This is a genomic window from Morganella morganii, assembly GCF_019243775.1.
GTDB lineage: Bacteria > Pseudomonadota > Gammaproteobacteria > Enterobacterales > Enterobacteriaceae > Morganella > Morganella morganii.
In genome coordinates this window covers 3,460,751-3,478,209 of record NZ_CP069157.1, presented here as the reverse complement: position 1 = coordinate 3,478,209, position 17,459 = coordinate 3,460,751, and the positions used below count along the sequence as shown (strand labels likewise).

The window sequence follows — 17,459 nt, the reverse complement described above, 5'->3', positions numbered from 1 at the left end:
GAATCGATACGTCCGGCGGTTGATAATGATCAAAGCCATGAATAATCAATTCCATTAATTACCGCGCGTTTAATGATTTGCCACTCCAATAAATGCAGGTGTAAACCTGACAATCTGCGGACTTTTTTTCATAGAATTGAGATATCTGGCGGGTACAAGCCGACTGAACTTGTTTATAGTAAGTAACGTAACAAAACCCAAAATAACAATTACACTCTGTATGATAAGGCTACTTATCATATGGTTTTTTTATTGCGCACTATTTTGTTGTATTTCGCCCTTTGTTCACCTCTCAGTGATTACCTAAGATGGGTTAACCCTGGTCGGGTGGGTGAAAAATGAGCACTACATACACTAACCGGGAGTGACTAATCACATGTCTGCATATAGATGGTTAATTAATACCATTGACCGCGTCGCCATGGTGGAAGAAGTCATCAATGAATTTTCGGCCTCCGAAATCAGCATTAATTCCATGGAAGTCTTTCCGTGCAAAATTTATGTCAAATTCAATACGGAGTGCGAGCGGGATGTTAAGCTGCTGCTGAGCAAACTCCTGCTTAATCCTGATGTTATCAGTGTCACCCGTTCCAAATTACAGCCCTACGAGCGTAAAGAAAAAGAATTACAGGCGATTCTGGAATCCACCACGGACGGCATTATCGGTATCAATAATCAGGGTAATATCAACTACTTCAATAAAGTGGCGGAAGACTTTTTCTCGATCTCACGGGAAAATATTGTCGGCGTCAATATCAGCAAAATTCTCAGCGGCAAAAACCAGTCAGTGCTCACCAAACTGCTCGGCGGCAACAGTTTCGATCACTATCAGATGGTCACCAGTACGCCGAAAGGGGAGCTGTATTATATCTGTTCCGGCCGTCCGATTCTGAGTGAAGAGTCTCAGGTGATGGGGGCGGTTATCACCTTCAAGAGCCTGCGCTCGGTGCAGCAAATGGCGTCTTCGGTGAATAAAAGCCTGCCGTTCAGCTTTGATGACATTATCTGTGAAAGCGAAATCATGATGAACCTGATTGATTTCGCTAAAAAAATCTCAATAAGCCCGTATACGGTACTGATCCGCGGTGAAACCGGTACCGGTAAAGAGCTGTTTGCCCGCGCCATTCATAACGCCAGCGACCGCAGCGCTCACCCGTTTGCGCCGATTAACTGTGCGGCACTGCCGGAAAACCTGATTGAAAGTGAGCTGTTCGGTTATGAGGGCGGCGCGTTCAGCGGCGCCAGCAAGGGCGGAAAGATGGGGTTGTTTGAATCCGCCAACCACGGCACCGTGTTTCTGGATGAATTCGGCGAGCTTTCCCTTATCCTGCAAAGTAAATTACTGCGGGTATTACAGGAAGGCGTGATCCGCCGCGTCGGCGGGCACAAAGAGATCCCGGTGGATGTGCGGATCATTGTCGCCACCAACCGGAATCTGGAAGAGATGATCGAGAACAAATCGTTCCGTGAAGATCTCTATTACCGGATCAACGTGATCCCGATTAATATCCCGCCGCTGAAAGAGCGGAAGACGGATATCCCGCTGTTACTGCAGCGCTTTATCAGCAAATACACGACAGAGCTGAATAAACAGCTCAGTCTGTCCCAGGATGCATATCACCAGTTAATGGCCTATTCCTGGCCGGGTAACGTGCGGGAACTGCAAAACGTGATTTTGCGGGCCATCCATCTGGCTTCCGGCCGGGAAATTACCGTCGGGGATCTGTGGCTGCCCCATGAGGAAGTGATGGCCTCTCCGGTGCTCAGGCCGCAGCCGGTACCGAAAACGGAAATACCCCCTGCGGTATTGCCGGTGCAGGAAGATATCAACCTGAAAGAGTCTCTTGCGCGGCAGGAAAAAAGCCTGCTGGAAGATTATCTGCGCCGCTACGGTTCGGCCCGCAAAGTGTCCCGTGAAATCGGGATGTCTCACACCACCGTACTGAATAAAGCCCGTTACTATAATCTGGAGCATCTGCTGACCTACAGCACTGTGCGCCGGTCAGCAGACAAAACAGATTAATACGGATTATCATCCCCGCCGGCAGCGGTCCGGCGGGCGGTTTCGTAAGCATCGATAGCGCGGATCCTCGCCATCCGGTGATCCACCACCGGTTTCGGATAATCAATCTCACGCTGATTTTTCTCCGCCCATTCATGGGGTGTATGAATGTATTTCGCAGGTACTTCTGCCAGCTCCGGCAGCCAGCGGCGGATAAAGCTGCCGTCCGGATCAAACCGTTTTCCCTGCGTGACCGGGTTGAAAATCCGGAAATACGGCACCGAATCATGACCGGTGGAGGCCGCCCACTGCCAGCCGCCGTTATTGGCGGCAAATTCACCGTCAATCAGCTGTGACATAAAATAGTGCTCGCCGCGCCGCCAGTCAGTCAGTAAATCCTTGACCAGAAAACTGGCCGTGATCATCCGCAGGCGGTTATGCATCCAGCCGGTTTCATTCAGCTGGCGCATGGCCGCATCGACCAGCGGGAACCCGGTTTTACCCTGCTGCCAGGCAAGCAGCCCGCTGTTATCCGGTGACCAGATAATGGACTCTGTCCAGCGCTGCATCGGGCGGTGACGGCTGATATCCGGGTGCTGTGCCAGCTGATGCAGATAAAATTCCCGCCAGATAAGCTCACTGAGCCAGGTATAAGCGCCGCTTTCCGGCTCATCAGCGACCATCGGGAAATGCAGGCGCAGACGGCTCAGGCACTGGCGGGGGGACAAAATTCCGGTGGCGAGATACGCGGAGATGCGGCTGGTGCCGTCAATCGCCGGAAAATCCCGTTCTGTTTTGTAATCCGCAGCATGCTTCTGACAAAAATCCGCCAGCCGCTGCAGTGCGGCCTCTTCTCCGGAAGGGAAAAGGGCATGCTCCTGCTGCGGCAGATTAAGCGGTGCCGGGGAGACCGGCGGGCCTTTGGCCTCCGGTACCGGCAGCACGCGGACGGTGGTCTGCATCAGTGTGGTGAGAAAGGCCCGCCGGAACGGGGTGAACACTTTGTAGAGTCCGCCTTGTTGTGTGCTCACACTGCCCGGCGGCAGCAGGACACTGTCATCAAAGGCATAAAAGCGGCAGGTGTCCGGCAGACGCGCGGCAAAGCGGGCATCACGGCGCTGTTCATTCAGCCCGTACTGTTTATTGACATAGACAGCGGGGATACGATGTTCGCGGCACCACGCGGCCAGCCAGTCAGCGGCATCCTCAAAGGTATGGCACGGCTGCACATGCAGGGTGATCCCGAGTGCGGCTGCGGATGTGTTCAGCGCGTGCAGCTGACAGAAAATCAGCGCCTGCTGTGACGGGGACATAGCGTGCTGCTCCCACTGTCCCGGCGTGAGTGTAAAAATCAGTTTTACCTGCCGGTGTGCCTGACAGGCGGCGTAAAGCGCCGTGTTATCTGTCAGCCGCAGATCGTGCCGCAGCCAGACAACGGCCGGTGCTGAATCCGTCATAACTTTACCTCCCGCATAAACAATTAAAAGGCCCGCATCCGGAGAGGCGGGCCTGAGCAGGACATCAGTCCAGTTTAGGGTGCTGATCAATCAGTGACTGACGGCGTTTCTGCAACGCGGCAATCTCCTCATCAATCGCCTCAATCTTGTGTTCGATATTATCGTAATGCTCGAGCAAAATCTCTTTGGCTTCCGCGCGGTCAGATGCGGCCGGTGTGGCGCCGCGTAACGGCTTATTGGCGGTTTCTTTCATCACAATCGCCGTAATCATCCCGATAACGGCAATCACCATCAGATAATAGGCCGGCATATACAGATTATTGGTCGCCTCGACCAGCCAGGCGGCGGCGGTCGGGGTGGCACCGGCAATCAGCACTGAGATATTGAATGAGATAGCCAGTGCACTGTAACGGATTTTTGTCGGGAAAATGGCCGGTAAAATAGAGGCCATCACACCGGTAAAGCAGTTAAGCAGCACCGCCAGGATCAGTAAGCCTAAGAAAATCAGGCCGATGACACCACTGTTAATCAGCATAAATGCCGGAATGGCCAGCACAAATAACCCGATACTGCCCGCGAGGACAAACGGTTTACGGCCGATGCGGTCACTCATCATCCCGATCAGAGGCTGTACGAACAGCATGCCAATCATAATCGCGATAATAATCAGCACACCGTGATCCGCACTGTAATTCAGGTTATGCGACAGATAACTCGGCATATAGGTCAGCAGCATGTAATAAGTGACGTTGGTGGCAATCACCAGCCCGACACAAATCATCAGACCCTTACCGTACTGTGAGGCAATGCTGCGCAGTGAAACGCGGGGCTTATCTTCGCCGGTTTCCGGGTTGGCATTTTTCATATCCTCAACATGCTGCTGGAAAGCCGGTGTTTCCTCCAGGGCATGACGCAGATACAGGCCGATAACGCCCAGCGGCAGCGCCAGGAAGAACGGGATACGCCAGCCCCATTCACGGAAGGTTTCCTCACCGAGAATACTGGAGATCAGCACCACCACTCCGGCACCGCAGACGAAACCGGCAATCGAGCCGAAGTCCAGCCAGCTGCCCATAAATCCGCGTTTACGATCCGGTGAATATTCCGCTACAAAGATAGCTGCACCGGAATACTCACCGCCCACGGAGAAACCCTGAGCCAGTTTTGCCAGCAGTAACAGCACCGGTGCCCAGATCCCGATACTTTCATAAGACGGGATTAGACCGATACAGAAGGTACTGACAGCCATAATAATGATGGTGACGGAAAGCACTTTCTGGCGGCCGAATTTGTCGCCCATAATGCCGAAAAAGACCCCGCCCAGCGGACGTACCAAAAACGGTACGGAGAACGTCGCTAACGCCGCGATCATCTGTATGCCCGGGGAGGCGGAAGGGAAAAAGACCTGACCCAGCACATACGCCAGGAAGCCGTAGACCCCGAAATCAAACCACTCCATGGCATTACCCAGTGAGGCAGCGGTGATGGCTTTCTTTAATTTTCCATCATCAATGATAGTAATATCATTGATATTTAAAGGTTTTTGTTTTGTTTTCTTGCGTCTCATCGTTGTATCCTTTTGTTTTATGACGGGGATTCACGTAACTGAGATTTCACTCAAATCTGCAATGACTTTTTGTGTGATAGTGAATTCATCGGCAGCAGGAGATGTTTAATACTAAATTGGTAAGTATAAATACGTATTTTTTCCCGTATTCATGTTTCCCGTTAAATAGATTGATTGTTGAATATGTGACGCTAACGGCAGACGGTACAGGAAACCGCAGACAGGACAGGAAGAATAGGAAAGTATTGTGTTGTAATAACCAAAAAAAGCACCTTTGTTTTGAAACGAGGTCACCTAATTTAGCATAAATCATATTTTTTGTAAAATTAGTGGGTTTTTGTACTGATTAATATCGTGTATTTGGCATTTAACTTCTCTGCATCGTAAAATGTTCAATGCTATTTTTTTCTGAAAAATCAACGGAAGTGCAGATCACCCCGGAAATAAGGCATCTTAAACGGATGCTTTTCAGCATATTTTGTTGTGTGAAACGGAACATGTTTAGTATCACAATCCGATGTATTTTAAATTATCAGCATAATTATAATGTGAGTGGTTTAAATTTAAGCAATATATAGGGCGGTTTCAGAAAACAGACAATGTTATCAGTATGTTTCACCTGATTTCTCAATTTTCTGTATGCGTTTTCCTGATAATTACATCTGATGTAATTAACGCATAATCACAGTCCTCAATGATTTCTTTACGTAATAATAAGATAAACTTTGGTGTTATCTGCTGAATATGAAAATCATGCAGTGATATCTGCCAACAGCAATTTAAGAAAGATATAAATGTTTCAAGATATATCGTTTTTTTTTCCATTTAATTGTGGTTTGTTACTCTATTAAAGCTAAATAATTACTATTTTATACCACTAATGAGTCATTTTATTTTTAGTGGTTTATACCTGGTACGGGGGTGAAAGAAAAGGTAAATATACTATAATACATAGGGTTATCACTCTTTCGGACACCGAATAATTCTTTTTTTTTACAATTCGTTAGGTGCCGGAGCGGTAGGTTTCAATTTGGTAAATGAATATGTAATATGTGTTTCAACATGTGTACGAGGCTGGTTTGCATAAGTACATACATGCGGCAGTTAAAACAACAACAAAGAGTAAAACTTTGTGAATATCAATTGGTCCACTTTCTTTAATAAACGCATATTTTTGTTAGTCATCAGAGAGGAATCTGATGGTTATCACAGCCATATGTGAGGGATAGCGACATGACCAAAGCAAAAAACTCGATAGCACGCGCCGTCGGGCAAAAAATTCAGGTGTTACGGAAAGATCACGGCATTACTGCAGCAAGACTGGCTGAAATGATTGAAATCAGTCAGCAGCAGATGTCACGTTATGAACGTGGTGTAAACCGTGTTGATGTGGATTGTTTAGTCCGTATTGCGGATATCTTTGAAGTACCGGTTGGCTGGTTCTTCACCGAGATTGAAGGCCGGGGTAAACGCGACAGCGGAAATGAACGGGAATCCTGGAAAGCAGAAACCGTTATTTTGCCGGTCGAATCTGAACTGATGTAATTTCGTGATATTGAGTGATACTGAATCTCATCTCAAAAATCCGTTATTAGCCTGCTAATAACGGATACCGCTTTTTGCGGAACGTGTTTATTTCTTCATCACCCGCCTTGTGCTATCATCCTGACACACAGCATGTTGTATTACTCTTATAACCCTGTTTATTAATAATTTTAATATTTTGAATCCGTTTTATAACTGGATAAATAAGCAATGAACATTAATCAGCTCAAAAGTTTTGTTGAGGTGGTCAGGAGTGACTTTAATATCACGAATGCCGCCGAGAAGCTGTATACCTCGCAGCCGACAGTGAGCAAGCAGCTTAAAATTCTTGAAGATGAACTGAACGTTTCTTTATTCAACCGGAAAAATAATAACTTATTATCGCTCAGTCCGATTGGTGAAGAAGTTCATCGTGTTGCCTGCGATATTCTGGCGCAGTTTGATAAAATTAAAAGTCTGGTATCACACGAAGATACCACGACAAAACAGAATCTCCGTATTGCCACCACCCACACGCAAATCCGTTATAAATTACCGAAAGTGATTGAACGCTTTAATGCGCGTTACCCGAATATTTCGCTGCATTTCCATCAGGGAGCGCCGGCACAGCTGGCGGAAATGGTGAAAAACGGGGATGTGGATTTTGCAATCGCCACTGAATCCCTGCATCTGTATGACGATTTACTGACACTGCCGTGCTATCAGTGGTCCCGCAGTGCGATTGTACCGCACGATCACCCGCTGGCACAGAATGAGCAGCTGACGATTCAGGAGCTGGCTCATTATCCGCTGATCACCTATGTATTCGGATTCACCGGCCGTTCCAAGCTGGATCAGGTATTTTATCAGAACCACCTGACGCCGAATGTGGTATTAACCGCGGTCGATACGGAAATTATTAAATTCTATGTGAAGCGCGGAGCGGGTGTCGGTGTTATTTCCACCGTGGCGTTTGATCCGGCGGAAGACAGTGACTCACTGCGCTGTATTAATATCGGTAATCTGGTGAAACCGAGCTATACCCATATTTGTATCAGCCGTCATACACATCTGAAGGATTATATGTATGACTTTATTTCCTGTTATGCGCCGCATCTTGACCTGAATTATATTCACCAGCCGGAACAGTGGCTGCCGGTTGATCCTAAAGCCCGTGACCGGCTTTACCGCGCATTGCCTGAGCTCTGATTCCTTTGTATTCCGGATAAAAAAAGCCCGGTAACGTCTGTTACCGGGCTTTGTGTTTGCTGTGTGTAATCTTTTTTAGCGGGTGGCAATATTAATAAAGATTTGCGCACCGATCAGCAGGCAATCGTCATCAACAAAATACGGATTGGCATGCAGATAGTTATTAATTCCTTTGGCTTTGTTACCGCTGCCGAGGAAATACATGGCACCTAATCTGTCTTTGGTGGCATTAATCATATAGCTGAAATCTTCACTGCCGGTCATCGGCTTACCGTTTGAGTCAATATTTTCAGCCGGTAAGAAGGCCGCTGCCGCGTTTTTAATGACTTCCGCTGCCTGCGGATGGTTAATTACGGCCGGGTAACCGCAGGCTTCCAGTGTGGTTTTAAAACCACCGGCTTCACTGCGGGCAACAATCTCTTTAAAGCTGGCTTTTAAGATTTTATCGGTTTCTTCATCCATAGAACGGATGGTGCCGCGTGCCTGCACATAATCAGCCAGCGCATTCGGGATGGTACCGCCGTTGATCATACCGCAGCCGAAAACAGCCGGGCTGAAAGGATCGGTTTTCTTGGCGACGATATAATCCATGTAATCAATGATACGGGTGGCTTCGCGGATAGCATCCAGCCCTTTGTGCGGCGTGGAGCCGTGCGCGGAAACACCGTGTACATCCAGCGTCCAGGCGGAGCCGTAAGAGGACATCACACCCGCGTTAAAACGGATGCAGCCGGTTTCAATCGCGGCGTCGTTATGCAGCCCGTAGACTTCATCCACACCGTCCATGCAGCCCATTTCCACCATTTTATCCGCACCCGGCACACGCATATCTTCTTCCGCCATCTGGAAGACAAAACGGACATTGTGTGTCAGTTCATCGCGGTGTTCGCTGAGGTATTTTGCCGCAGTCAGCGCGATGGTCATATGGGTGTCGTGACCACAGTTGTGGGCGCAGCCTTCGTGTACGGAACTGTGCTCGTTGCAGGTCATGTCCGGCATTTCCAGGCCGTCGATGTCGGTGCGGTAAGCAATCAGGCGGTATGCCGGATTGACGGTCAGTTCAGCGGTAAAGCCGGTGTATCCCTCAAACTGACGGATGGTGTAGCCGAAGCTTTCCATCAGTTCGCGGCAGTATTTTGAGGTTTTATATTCTTCACCGGACAGCTCAGGGATTTTATGTAAATCCTGGCGCGTTTTCTTGCTGAACGCCTCAAGCGCAAAGAGTTTTTCACTGACATTGTATTTATTGGTCATTACATTTACCCCGTAACTGAAACCGGTTTGTGTGCTGATAAAGAATCCCTGATGTAAGCGCGGGTATGACCGGAAACCGGTCATACCACAGCGCCGGCGCAACATGAGTACATTTTATTTTTACGAAAAAAAGTCTGCCTTCCGGAACCGGCGGGTTTCTGTCAGCAGCTGTTTTCGTTATTATTTGCAGGAGGGATTTTAACGTCAGTATTAAAAAAGTGAGCGTGACGGAGATCGTGTTTATATCATATCAGTATTTCATGGTGCATGAATAATAAGGATGATATCGGTAAAAAATAATATCACCGTGATAAAATAATATTATATTATTTATTAATATCAATATGTTATATAAGCCCTGGTTTCCTGATTTTTTATTTTTATTCTGCGTGAAATATAAATTCGCCACCCGAAATAACAATAATATTAATATTATTAAACAGAAATTAAGAAAAGTGTATTTATATATCCTTGCAGCCATTTTTGTATTATTCCGCCGGATCTCCGGCAATATCCTGAATTAGTGCTGAAAATTTACCTTATTACTGGTGGTTTTATCTGCGGCGCGCCCGGGCTACACTGAAATGACAGGATAAACACACAGAGCAGGCCGGTATTGTTCTGTGCAGCATCTTATTGCGAATCAGATTTATCACCAGTATGAGGGAAGATTTACGATGAAGCAGACTGTAGCGGGTTATATCGCAAAAATGTTGGCGGATGCAGGAATCAACCGTATCTGGGGTGTCACCGGAGACTCACTGAACGGGTTAAGTGACAGCTTACGTAAACTGGGCAGCATTGAATGGATGGGCACCCGGCATGAGGAAGTGGCCGCGTTTGCCGCCGGGGCGGAAGCCCATCTGACCGGTAAACTGGCGGTGTGCGCCGGTTCCTGCGGGCCGGGTAACCTCCACTTAATCAACGGATTATTTGATTGTCAGCGCAACCGCGTGCCGGTGCTGGCAATTGCCGCACATATTCCTTCCGGCGAAATCGGCAGTCATTACTTCCAGGAAACCCATCCGCAGGAGCTGTTCCGTGAGTGCAGCGTCTATTGTGAGCTGGTTTCCAATCCTGAGCAGATCCAGCAGGTGCTGGGTATTGCCATGCGCAAGGCGATTCTGGAGCGCGGCGTGGCCGTGGTGGTCATTCCGGGGGATGTGGCATTAAGACCGGCACCGGAATCGGCCCGCAATGTCTGGTATGAGCCGTCTCTGCCGCTGGTGATGCCGCAGCGGGATGAGCTGGTGAAACTGGCGGATGCCCTTAACGGTGCGAAAAACATCACACTGATGTGCGGAGCCGGATGTGCCGGGGCACATGATGAAGTTATCAAACTGGCGGAAACCCTGAAAGCACCGGTGGTGCATGCACTGCGCGGCAAAGAGCATATTGAGTATGATAACCCGTACAGTGTCGGGATGACCGGGCTTATCGGATTTTCCTCCGGGTATTATGCGATGGAAAACGCAGATACCCTGGTGCTGCTCGGCACGCACTTCCCGTACCGCGCGTTTTATCCGGCCAAAGCAAAAATTATTCAGGTGGATATCAACCCGGGCAGCCTCGGCGCGCACTGTGCGGTGGATATGGCGGTTATCGGGGATATCAAAGCCACACTCAATGCCATTCAGCCGCGCCTGCAGGCCAAAGAGGATCGCACCCATCTGGATGCGGCGCTGAAACACTATCAGACCGCCCGCAGTGACCTCGATGCACTGGCAACCGCAAGCAAACGGGAACTGATCCATCCGCAGTATCTGGCGAAGAAAATCAGTGAGCTGGCGGATGATGACACCGTATTCACCTGTGATGTGGGCACCCCGACGGTCTGGGCGGCGCGTTATCTCACCATGAACGGCAAACGGCGGCTGATAGGCTCCTTTAACCACGGCTCGATGGCGAATGCTATGGCGCAGGCTATCGGTGCTCAGGCGCATGACCGTAAACGCCAGGTGGTGGCGATGTGCGGTGACGGCGGGTTCAGTATGCTGATGGGGGATTTCATTTCCCTGGCGCAGATGCAGCTGCCGGTGAAAATCGTCATCTTTAACAACAGCGTGCTGGGCTTTGTGGCGATGGAGATGAAAGCGGGCGGTTATCTGACTGACGGCACCGATCTTCACAATCCGGATTTTGCCGCGATGGCCAATGCCATGGGGATCAAAGGGATCCGTGTTGAAGACAGCGAGTCACTGGATGATGCACTGAAAACCGCATTTGCCCATGACGGCCCGGTTCTGGTGGATGTAGTGACGGCCAAACAGGAACTGGCCATGCCGCCGGAAATTAAGTTTGAGCAGGCCAAAGGCTTCAGTCTGTATATGCTGCGCGCGATTATCAACGGGCGCGGTGATGAGATTGTGGAGCTGGCGAAAACCAACTGGCTGCGCTGAGTCAGCAGAGAGAAAAAATGCCGCATTTGCGGCATTTTTTTTGTTCAGTACCCGGCGGCGGACTCCAGCCGCCACAGGTGGGCGGCCATCAGGGCCCGCCACGGGGCGAAATCTGCCAGCCATTCCTGAGTTTCATCCGCCGTTATTTTTTCATCCCGCGCCAGCAGGCGCTGCAGATTACGCCGTACCGCAACATCACCGTGCAGTGAGCCGTTCAGATAGTTAAAGCCGCGCAGCAGGGCATAGCTGACCGTCCAGGTGCCGATACCTTTGATCGCCGTCAGTGAGGCGGAAACCGCGTCTGCATTCTCCGGTGTGACCACATCCGGCAGCACCAGCGCTCCGCTTTCCAGTTGCTCACTCAGTGCCAGCAGGGCATTGGCTTTACCTACAGAAAAACCGCAGCTGCGCAGTCCGTCAAAATCGGTCTGTAAAATATGTGCCGCATCCGGATAGCACCACAGTCCGGAGGAGTGGCGCAGGCCGATATGCTGAATCAGGCGGCGGCGGATGGAAATCGCGGCCTGAACACTGATTTGCTGACCGATAATCGCCCAGTTAATGGCTTCAAACGGTGTGGCGGACTGGTAGATCCGCAGCCCTTTCTGTTGCCGGATAAGGGGACCGGCCAGCGGGTGATCCTGATATTGTGTCTCGAACTCCTCCACCGGCTGGATCAGACCGAGCATATGCCGGGCGAGATGCTGCATACGGGCTTCGTCTTCCGGCAGTGGCCCCGGGCCGTCAGTGCTGAGGGTGACACGCGCTTCTCCTGAACTGATTTCCAGTGTCAGTAACGCGGGGTGGCCGTGCAGGCAAATTCCTTTCATCACCCGGTTTTCCGTGACCTCTTCGGCCACATGGTGATTATCACGTAAATGAAATGCGAGAAAATCCGCTGTATGATAGGGCTCAGGTAACGGAACGGTAATCGTTAAGTTTTTGTTATTATTCAACTTTTCATACCTCAGAACAGGGCGGGCAATTGACCGGATTATAGCCGTTTTTGCTCCCGGACGTACGATTTTGGTCAAAATGTATATTTACAGAATAATAGGTGGATTATTCTGAATGAACTCCGCATACAAAATGTGGTACTTATACGTATGAACAAATGAGTTTAATTTCAGCACAGCAGCACAACTCAGAACGGATAAAGGCATTACCGATGGATATAAAACAATATTACCTTGAGGTTGCGGAAGGTAAAGGTAAGAGGATGACGTCGGAGGTTGTGGCATTCTCTCCCTCGCGGCTCAACCTGGCAGAGTTAGAAGAGCGTCTGGCATCACAAACCTTTTTCACACAGGGTGATATTGAATACGCGGAACATGATGAGAACAGCTTTTATTACACCTGTCATTACGGCGATGAAGAACTGCTGTTTCTGGTGTCACTGGCACCGCGGGCACCGGAACTGGAAATCAATCCTTACTATTCAACTGATCCGCTGTCTGCCGGACTGCTGGCCGAAGTCAACCAGACCGGGCAGGACATTTATGTTGAATGCCTTTTACAGAATGACGTGCTGCGAAGTTACCGGTACCAGCTGAAGATGGTACAGATTCTGGTGCCGAATTTATTGCTGGGCATCGATATCTCGGCAGCCGGGCGCGGTTTTACCCGTGAGTGGCTCAATTTTCAGCTGGAAAACGACGTGCAGCTGAACATTGAATCTCTGTATACCATTCATGCAATCTATGACACGGAAAATTCTCCGCCGACCATGTACTGGTTCCACACACACGGCCTGCTGCGCTGCGGGATCCCGGAAGTGGAACTGCTGCTGCCGCATACCATTAATGCGTACTACGGCATTCCTGATCTGCTGCGCAGTTTTATCGGGCAGAGTCTGAATGAAGGTAAGGTACTGTTTAATGAGCCGATGTTGTGCGGCCAGACGGAAAAACAGCTGGAATATATTGTGGCGCTGCCATATCAGGAAGGGATCCGCCAGATCAACAAAAATACCCCGATCGACCAGCTGAAGCCTCTCGAAGAGATCGATTACTCTCACGATAATATGCCGGAAAATGAATTTCTCGGCGATCGCGGAGATCGCGACGATCAGCATGACCATCCATCCTGTATGCTATTCCGTGTAAATGAAAGTTCGCCGGTGTTACAGACATTTTTCCGTAGTTTCGACGACGATGCCGCCATTATGTTTTACCGCCCGAACAGTGAAACCCATGAAATGGCGGTAAAAGCCCGCCTGCGCTGGCACTATTTTGCCCAGATGTTTGCGGAATACGGTCAGCCGGTGGTCAAAACGAAAAAAGGTCTGCTCGGCGGATTATTCGGTAAAAAAGCCCGTGATGAAGAGGATGAGCATCCGTGGGCATTTATGGTCAAATGCGGTATTCCGTACGGGGATGAGGATGATCTGGAGCACATGTGGTTTATCCCGGAAACTCTGGATAATGATGTGTTTACCGGCAAACTGATCAACCAGCCGTTTTATGTTGAAGAGATGGAAGAGGGCGGTGTGTATTCTCTGAATACGGAGATGCTGACTGACTGGAATATCTATTTTTCCGGTGAGAAATATACCCCGGATACCATTTATCAGCTGCTCAGCCCGTCACAGGTTCACTGAGAAAAGACTGTCCCAGAAAAAGCGCTGAAATGAAGGCGCTTTTTTTGTGCCTGCGATTTTGTGCAGTAACCCACGTTATTAATACATACTGAATTATATCGTTGCTGCTTTTTTTTTTGTTCCGGCTATAATCAATGATCGCCTGTTCCGGGTGGTTATATATCCTGTAAAACCAATAATCTATCTTATAATCTGTTATGCATTATCTGTCATGGAGTGCATTATGCCTGATTTGACGTCATTGCTCGGATTTGCCCTGGTTGCACTGGGAATGGTATTAACGCCCGGCCCTAATATGATTTATCTGATCTCCCGCTCACTCTGTCAGGGAAAGCGGGCCGGATATATTTCTCTTGCCGGTGTCGGCCTGGCATTTATTTTTTATATGCTCAGTGCGGCATTTGGTATCACCGCGCTCTTTTTTGCTGTTCCTTATGCCTATGATGCTTTGCGTATTGCGGGGGCATTGTATCTGCTCTGGCTGGCGTGGCAGTCGGTCAAACCGGGCGGACGCTCTGCATTTTCGGTGCGGGATTTACCGGAAGATAAGCCGAAAAAATTGTTCACCATGGGGTTTCTGACCAGCCTGGCGAACCCGAAAGTGGCGGTGATGTATTTATCGCTGCTGCCGCAGTTTATTGTGCCGGGGCACGGCAGTGTGCTGGTACAGTCTCTGGCGCTCGGAACAATACAGATTATGATCAGCCTGACAGTTAACGGACTGATTATTCTGATGGCGGGCTCGGTGGCTGTCTTTATGACGGGCCGTCCGTTCTGGCAGGTGGTGCAGCGCTGGCTGATGGGGACTGTGCTGGCCGGGCTGGCTGTCCGGATGGCGCTGGAATCCCGGCGCTGAGGCGATAAAAAAAAGACCGGCTTTTTGAGCCGGTCTGTTTCGTTTCCGTTATTGCTCTTCCCGGCGGAGCCACTGCTCCACCTGCAGCTGTTCTTCCTGTGTGAGCCACATTCCCAGTTTGGTTCTGCGCCAGAGCGCATCTTCTGCGGTGATCACCCACTCGTGCTGTACCAGATAGCGCAGCTCGGATTCATACAGGTTATGGCCGAATAACTGCCCGAGGTCGCTGAGGGATTGCGCAGTACCGATAATTTTTTCTGTCTGACTGCCGTAGGTGCGGGCCAGGCGCAGCGCCAGTCCGTTCGGCAGCCAGGACCAGCGTTCTGTCAGCACTCGGGCATAATCGTCACGGCTCCGGCCGTTCAGTTCACCGCCGGTCAGTACCGCCTGTTTTGTCCATGCTTTCCCGGCGTGCGGATAGTAGGCCGCCAGTTTATCCAGCGCGTGTTCGCCCAGCTTGCGGTAAGTGGTGAGTTTGCCGCCGAAGACGGACAACAGCGGCGCCTGTCCGTTGTCATCATGCAAATCAAGCGTGTAATCGCGGGTGATTGCCTGTGGCGAGTCCGATTCATCATCACACAGCGGACGCACACCGGAGTATGTCCAGCGGATATCATCGCGGGTCAGGGTTTTGCGGAAGTGGTCGTTATACACATCCAGCAGATAATTAATTTCGTTATCATCGATTTTAACGTCTGCCGGATCGCCGTGATATTCCACATCGGTCGTGCCGATAATCGAAAATTCATCCATCCACGGAATGACAAACACAATGCGGTGATCTTCATTTTGCAGGATATAGGCCTGCGGCTCGTCGTGAGCGCGCGGTACCACAATATGGCTGCCTTTGATAAGACGGATACCATAAGGGGATTTGAGCTGTAATCCGTCATCAAAGAAGGTTTTTACCCACGGTCCGGCGGCGTTGACCAGCCCTTTTGCCTGCCAGCGCAGGGTTTCGCCGGTCAGGGCATTTTCTGCTTCCACCTGCCATAAACCATTTTCGCGCCATGCGCGGGTGACTTTTGTCCGTGTGCGGACTTCGCCGCCCTGCCGCACAACTTCCTGTGCATTCAGCACCACCAGGCGGGCATCGTCCACCCAGCAGTCGGAATATTCAAAGCCTTTTTTAAATTCTGCTTTCAGCGGAGAGGCGCTGCTGAAGGTCAGGCCGCGGCTGCCCGGCAGTGTGGTGCGTTTACCGAGATGGTCATACAGAAACAGCCCCGCGCGGATCATCCACGCCGGGCGCAGGTGCGGCTGATGCGGCAGGCGGAAACGCATCGGGAAGGCGATATGCGGGGCCATTTTTAATAATACTTCGCGTTCAGCCAGCGCTTCGCTCACCAAACGAAACTCATAATGTTCGAGATAGCGCAATCCGCCGTGGATCAGTTTTGAGCTGGCCGATGAGGTGGCACAGGCGAGATCCCGTGCTTCCAGCATCAGCACAGACAGCCCGCGTCCGGCGGCATCAGCGGCAATGCCTGCACCGTTGATTCCGCCCCCGATAACGATCAAATCTTTCGTTTCCATCCTCACTCCCGCATGACCATATTTGTTCTTTAATGTTCGTTATCGCTCATGATAGTGCAATGTGAACGATATTCCAACATTCAGGACATAAAAAAAACGTTCTCCGTGACATGGATAACAATTCGTTAGCATATCCATACAAAGAATAATGAATTACGGCAGAGGGAAAAGGGAGGAAAACCGCGCCACCGGGCGGTGGCACGGGCAGAGATAATCAGCAGACTTCGAGCTGCACCTGTTGTTCGTCCAGGATTTTGATAATGCTTTCCGGCGGGCGTTTGTCGGTAAACAGGCAATCGATCAGCCCCATATTACCGAGGTTGACCATGGCGTTGCGGCCGAATTTGGAGTGGTCGGTCACGAGCATCACACAGCGGGAGTTTTCAATAATCGCCCGTTTGGTGCGGACTTCGTGATAATCAAATTCCAGCAGGGAGCCGTCAGTATCAATGCCGCTGATCCCGAGAATCCCGAAATCCAGACGGAACTGAGAGATAAAATCGAGCGTGGCCTCACCGACAATTCCGCCGTCACGGGAACGGACTTCACCACCGGCCAGGATCAGCCGGAAATCATCTTTCGCCATCAGAAGAGTGGCGACATTGAGGTTATTGGTGACGATGCGCAGATTTTTGTGTTCCAGCAGCTCATGCGCGACCGCTTCCGGTGTGGTGCCGATATCGATAAAGAGTGTGGCACCGTCCGGGATCAGCGCCGCGACACGGCGGGCAATCCGGCGTTTTTCATCCGACCACATGCTTTTACGCTCATGATAGGCGGCATTCACCGAACTGGACGGCTGTGCAGCTCCGCCGTGGTGACGGTGGATTTTATTCTGCTCCGCCAGCTCATTGAGATCACGGCGGATGGTCTGCGGACTGACCTTAAAGTGCTCGACCAGCTCTTCTGTGCTGAAATAGCCCTGTTTACTGACTAACTCAACGATAGCATCATGACGCTGTGTTTGTTTCACAAAATCCCCCGGTCAGATCAGTACCGCGCATATTCAGGGCTGTGCCGTGATATGCGGCGGTGATGTCATATTTTCATTATTAT

The 17,459-nt window shown here is 50.2% G+C and carries 12 protein-coding genes; 6 read left to right on the top strand and 6 right to left on the bottom strand.

The annotated features are described in order from the left end of the window. Positions 1-376: 376 nt before the first annotated feature. Positions 377-2,023 (top strand): sigma-54 interaction domain-containing protein, encoded by a 1,647-nt coding sequence (locus tag JL661_RS16665; protein WP_004237944.1) that lies wholly within the window; start codon positions 377-379, stop codon positions 2,021-2,023. On the opposite strand, the gene phrB is transcribed toward JL661_RS16665, so the two are convergent. Next, on the bottom strand, positions 2,020-3,459 hold the full coding sequence (phrB, locus tag JL661_RS16660; protein WP_062773335.1) for a deoxyribodipyrimidine photo-lyase: 1,440 nt from the start codon (positions 3,457-3,459) through the stop codon (positions 2,020-2,022). The two genes, JL661_RS16665 and phrB, sit on opposite strands and share 4 nt — an antisense overlap. Before the next feature lie 64 nt (positions 3,460-3,523). Continuing rightward, entirely contained in the window at positions 3,524-5,026 is a 1,503-nt protein-coding gene (proP, locus tag JL661_RS16655; protein WP_004237946.1) for a glycine betaine/L-proline transporter ProP, read from the bottom strand. Positions 5,027-6,259: 1,233 nt separating this feature from the next. Here proP and JL661_RS16650 point away from each other — a divergent pair. After that, positions 6,260-6,571: a helix-turn-helix domain-containing protein gene (locus JL661_RS16650; protein ID WP_004237947.1), complete on the top strand. Its 312-nt coding sequence runs from the start codon at positions 6,260-6,262 to the stop codon at positions 6,569-6,571. A gap of 210 nt (positions 6,572-6,781) precedes the next feature. Further along, positions 6,782-7,759, top strand: coding sequence for a LysR substrate-binding domain-containing protein (locus JL661_RS16645; protein ID WP_004237948.1), 978 nt, complete (start codon positions 6,782-6,784; stop codon positions 7,757-7,759). A 75-nt stretch (positions 7,760-7,834) separates the two neighbouring features. On the opposite strand, the gene JL661_RS16640 is transcribed toward JL661_RS16645, so the two are convergent. Further along, a complete protein-coding gene (locus JL661_RS16640) occupies positions 7,835-9,013 on the bottom strand; it encodes a M20 metallopeptidase family protein (protein ID WP_032098644.1) in 1,179 nt (392 codons plus the stop codon). 677 nt (positions 9,014-9,690) lie between these two features. Between JL661_RS16640 and poxB the strand changes: the two genes are divergently transcribed. After that, entirely contained in the window at positions 9,691-11,412 is a 1,722-nt protein-coding gene (gene poxB / locus JL661_RS16635; protein ID WP_049241476.1) for a ubiquinone-dependent pyruvate dehydrogenase, read from the top strand. 44 nt (positions 11,413-11,456) lie between these two features. Here poxB and JL661_RS16630 read toward each other — a convergent pair whose 3' ends face one another. Next, on the bottom strand, positions 11,457-12,368 hold the full coding sequence (locus tag JL661_RS16630; RefSeq protein ID WP_004237951.1) for a DNA-3-methyladenine glycosylase family protein: 912 nt from the start codon (positions 12,366-12,368) through the stop codon (positions 11,457-11,459). A 212-nt stretch (positions 12,369-12,580) separates the two neighbouring features. On the opposite strand from JL661_RS16630, the gene JL661_RS16625 reads away from it, so the two are divergent. Together JL661_RS16625 and JL661_RS16620 are read left to right on the top strand one after the other, a co-directional pair. After that, positions 12,581-14,011, top strand: coding sequence for a DUF4026 domain-containing protein (locus JL661_RS16625; protein ID WP_036418257.1), 1,431 nt, complete (start codon positions 12,581-12,583; stop codon positions 14,009-14,011). 223 nt (positions 14,012-14,234) lie between these two features. Then, a complete protein-coding gene (locus JL661_RS16620; protein WP_004904667.1) occupies positions 14,235-14,867 on the top strand; it encodes a LysE family translocator in 633 nt (210 codons plus the stop codon). Positions 14,868-14,915: 48 nt separating this feature from the next. On the opposite strand, the gene glpD is transcribed toward JL661_RS16620, so the two are convergent. Together glpD and JL661_RS16610 are read right to left on the bottom strand one after the other, a co-directional pair. Next, the gene (gene glpD / locus JL661_RS16615) at positions 14,916-16,403 is read right to left on the bottom strand and encodes a glycerol-3-phosphate dehydrogenase (RefSeq protein ID WP_062773332.1); all 1,488 of its coding nucleotides are present in this window, start codon (positions 16,401-16,403) and stop codon (positions 14,916-14,918) included. Positions 16,404-16,617: 214 nt separating this feature from the next. After that, positions 16,618-17,376, bottom strand: coding sequence for a DeoR/GlpR family transcriptional regulator (locus JL661_RS16610; protein WP_218480988.1), 759 nt, complete (start codon positions 17,374-17,376; stop codon positions 16,618-16,620). Between the last annotated feature and the right edge of the window lie 83 nt (positions 17,377-17,459).